This is a genomic window from Protofrankia sp. Cas4, assembly GCF_963555915.1.
In the GTDB taxonomy this organism is placed as follows: Bacteria; Actinomycetota; Actinomycetes; order Frankiales; family Frankiaceae; genus Protofrankia.
On the sequence record NZ_CAUVXL010000060.1, the window covers coordinates 24,087 to 27,657 of the forward strand.

General features: G+C 64.1%; 4 protein-coding genes and 1 pseudogene. All 5 read left to right on the plus strand.

The features are described 5' to 3' along the window. A pseudogene (locus U9979_RS06295) lies at window positions 1-735 on the plus strand (hypothetical protein); the annotation flags it as partial. Beyond that, entirely contained in the window at window positions 732-1,211 is a 480-nt protein-coding gene (locus U9979_RS06300; RefSeq protein WP_322778627.1) for a hypothetical protein, read from the plus strand. The pseudogene U9979_RS06295 and the gene U9979_RS06300, both read left to right, overlap by 4 nt. A gap of 248 nt (window positions 1,212-1,459) precedes the next feature. Further along, window positions 1,460-1,750, plus strand: a complete 291-nt coding sequence (locus tag U9979_RS25095; protein WP_416219566.1) for a transposase family protein — start codon at window positions 1,460-1,462, stop codon at window positions 1,748-1,750. Between the two features lie 106 nt (window positions 1,751-1,856). Beyond that, on the plus strand, window positions 1,857-2,408 hold the full coding sequence (locus U9979_RS06305; RefSeq protein WP_322778628.1) for a hypothetical protein: 552 nt from the start codon (window positions 1,857-1,859) through the stop codon (window positions 2,406-2,408). Beyond that, on the plus strand, window positions 2,405-2,929 hold the full coding sequence (locus U9979_RS06310) for a hypothetical protein (protein ID WP_322778629.1): 525 nt from the start codon (window positions 2,405-2,407) through the stop codon (window positions 2,927-2,929). The genes U9979_RS06305 and U9979_RS06310 overlap by 4 nt, the downstream gene beginning before the upstream one ends. Window positions 2,930-3,571: the final 642 nt, after the last annotated feature.

The window sequence follows — 3,571 nt, forward strand, 5'->3', positions numbered from 1 at the left end:
GGCGGGCTGATCGCAGCCGGGGGGGAAGCTGGGTTTGCCCTCGCGGATGGGTTCGCCGGGGTGGTGGCCGGTAGTGCGGGTGCCGGGTTTGGGTCGGTGGCCGCCGGGGATTTGTCCAGCCATCTGTTCGGTGATGGGGGTTACAGCTGGACCGACGCCGGTGGGGACTTCGCCATCGGCGCGGGTGGTGGTCTGGTTTCGGCTGGTGTCGGCAGTCTCGCGGGCAGAGCGGGTCGGACCGTGGCCGGCCGGGCGGTGGTCAGCCGGGTACAGGCCGCCGCCGCCTGGTTGGCCCGTAACATCCCCGGACCCCGCCCCAAAGACCTGAGCGCCATCACCTGCGCCGGCACCGGTGATACCGTCGCCGCAGAAACAGGCGTCGGTGTTGACAGAGGTGACGGACGCGATGCACTTGGACACTTCACTGGAAAGGGAAGCTACGGTGCTGGCGCGCAGGCGCAGGGTCTCGCCGACTACACGACGGCTACCGGTCGGAGCGTCATTGGCGATCAGGTGCGCGCGACGCTACCCGATGGATCGATTCGGTACTTCGACGGGTTATCGATCAATCCTGACGGTACCTATCAGGGCGTCGAGGTGAAGGGTGGATCGGCTGGCCTGACAGCATCCCAACGAGCGTTCGACGGCCAGGTAGACGGTGGTGTCTCCGCTACAGCGACATTGGGTGGCGCCAGCATTTCGATCACGTCGACGTATTTGGTGAGGGTGCCATGACGCTAGTGACTCACGCCCTCACAATGAACGGGCGGATCCATGGGGAACTGAAGGACCCAGTTGCCCCTCCGGCAGAGTTGATTCGTCAACGGCTCCTGCTTCTCGACGGCTCCAACCGTTTTTCACTCAGCCTATGGGCCATCCCGCCGGATACATCGTTCGATCAGATCGATCTGCGCGTGTGGCCGCAGGAGTACATACAGGCGGCCGGGTCCCGGGATCGTTTGATGGTCGAGATGCGCAGAGTCGACGGCTTGAAGCCACGACAGTACCTCGTTGGGCACAAGACGAGCGTCACCGGAGAGCATCTAGATCCAGACGTGCCCGTTCATTGGAACGGATGCGAGACCACTGTCCTGCAGCGCGAGGTATTCGATATCGAGGAAGCTGGCGGCCTGTTCGTTGCGTACTACACGACGGGTAGCGTTCCTCCGCAATACGCGCTGCGGGAGCTAGTATTTCATGATTTTAGCTAATTTATCTGACATGTCAGATAAAATGGGGCGGTTCAAAGGATCATAGCGACGCTCCGATGGGATGATCACGATAGCGTCGACAGGCTGGACGGGGCTCTGGCACGAGTTCCGTGATGGGTCGGCGTCGGGGCGATGCAGCCCTCTGTGGATCATAGTGGATTTTCGCGTCCGACCTGATCCGCGCCGTGTTTCCGCAGTTCACCGGTCTGTTGATCGACCGTTTCGCGTCCGCTGGCTGGTCGGTGCAGGTGTATGGACGAGGCCGCGCCACAGCGGCCGCGTGTCCGGGCTGCGGGGTCGACTCCGAATGGGTACACAGCCGCTATGAGTGGCGGATCATGGACTGTCCCGCCAGTAACCAGGAGCTCGTCGTGCACCTGCGAGTGCGACGATTTTTCTACGACGTGACCGGCTGTGCGCGCAGGACGTTCGCCGAGCAGGTTCCCAGACTGACCGCTCTCCGCAGCCGGTGTACCCCGCTGTTGCGACGGGCTGCTCCGCATTTGGCTCGCGCTCCTGCCTCATCCGTTCACCCCTGAGGACAGCGATGCCGGCTACCGGTATGACATCTCCATCCTGCAGGCCGAGTTCTCCCTGATCCAGACCCTCGACCGGCCCCTGTCCGGACGGATCTTCTTCGAACAGGTGATCCGGGACAACCTCGACATCGGTCGCCCCGACCAGGTCAACCTCATCTTCGACCGGCAACTTCGACACGGCGGGCAACGACCCACTCCGAGCCGGCTCCGCACCCGGATCATCACCGAAGGTGTCACCCTCGGCCTGCACGTCGACTACACACACGCCACGATCAAGCAGTACCACAAGGAAGGAAAAGCGCTGCGCACCGAAACCACCATCAACGACACCCGTAGCTATTCAGCAGGCGAGGTCGTTCGAGTGACGCAGCATTTGGCGCGTCCGGGGCTTGATCCCTTCGCTGCCAACGACGTGATGCTTCAGCGTATTGGGCAGGCCATCGAGAACGGGCAGCCGCTGAGCGCAGGCCAGGCCAACTTCATGCGGCACGAGTGGACTGAGGCTGATCCCCTGGATCAGGGCATGCCGTATGAGCAGGCGCATGATCAGGCATTGACGGTGCATCCGCCGGGCCGGAACTACGATCCTGATGTGATCGACCAGTTCCCGGAGTTCGGCCCGTGGTGGCGCAACATGAACGGATTGGGTCCACGGTGATCACTATCGATGTCGAACGGCACGGCCTGGTTGCGGTCGAGGAGGACGACGAGCGGGCGTGTTTCGTCGAGGCGGGGCGGTTGCGTGCTCGGCGGGCTGCGCCGGAAGGCTCTGGCCGACCGGTGCGGGTGTTGGTCGAGGTCCAACGCCGTTTCGGGGGTCTTGCGCCGCGAGCCTTGCTGGGGGCACGGTTCCTGCCCGTCCCGACTACGGACATTGTCTTCGAGGTCGACTGCGCCCCCGGTGGCGCGTCGGCCGCGTGTCCGAGTCGCTTGTGGTCACGGCCGTTCACCGTCGGACTGCCCGAGGAGTTCGCCTCGGCGGTTCTCGACGCTCTGCTGGCCGACGCGACGCCTTGGCCGGCCGGCGTGCTGCGGGTGGATCGGGCCGGATTCGATGAGATCGAGTCGTCGGAGGTGGTCTTCGGGCAGGCGGCCGGGGTGCTGGCATGCGCGATGGCTGCGATGCTGCGCGAGCAGGACCTGGAAGCCGCCGTCCGCGCTGTGATGGGGACGTGGTGAGACGCCGATCCGGCTTATCGGCAGGGTTCGAGAGCAGGTAGCAGCCACGCTCGGGTGGTGAACAGGTCCGAGAGTGCGGTCATCATGTCGATGCCCCATTTGCGGGCGGTCGACAGGTAGGAGGCGACGACTGCGACGTCGGCCTCAGTGAAGCATCGAAGAGCGGCGGCAGGACTATCGACGTCAAACTGCTGGACGGCTCTGTTCAGAAGGTGCATGTCGGTGGGTGAACTGGAATCGAGCCGGACGCTTTGACGGGGATGGCTATTTCGAGATGGATGACGTGGAGTTTGCGGCGGTGGCTGCGCGCGTCAATCCGCGGGTTCCTTGGTGGCACGATTGAGGTTCGTGACGACGTCAACCGATTGTGGCGTCGGTTTCACTTCGAGGCCGGGAGCAGTCCGAGGCCCCGTTTGGGCCGACTGATACGTTAGTGGATAGCAGGGCTATGACTTGCGGGCCCGGGATTATGACGCGTCGGCGGGCGGTTCACCGGCCCGGACGCCCATCCGGCGCAGTCCGGTGTCGGGTTCACCCAGACCTATGGCTATGCGGGTAATCGGCCGACGGTGGACGCGGATCCGTCGGGTCTGTGCCCGATATGTATCGGGGCGATCGGGGGGGCGCTGCTCGGGGGCGGTA

Bases quoted from the DNA above. Each gene is read 5' to 3' on its own strand.
- U9979_RS06300 (WP_322778627.1), top strand. From the start codon at position 732: ATGACGCTAGTGACTCACGCCCTCACAATGAACGGGCGGATCCATGGG.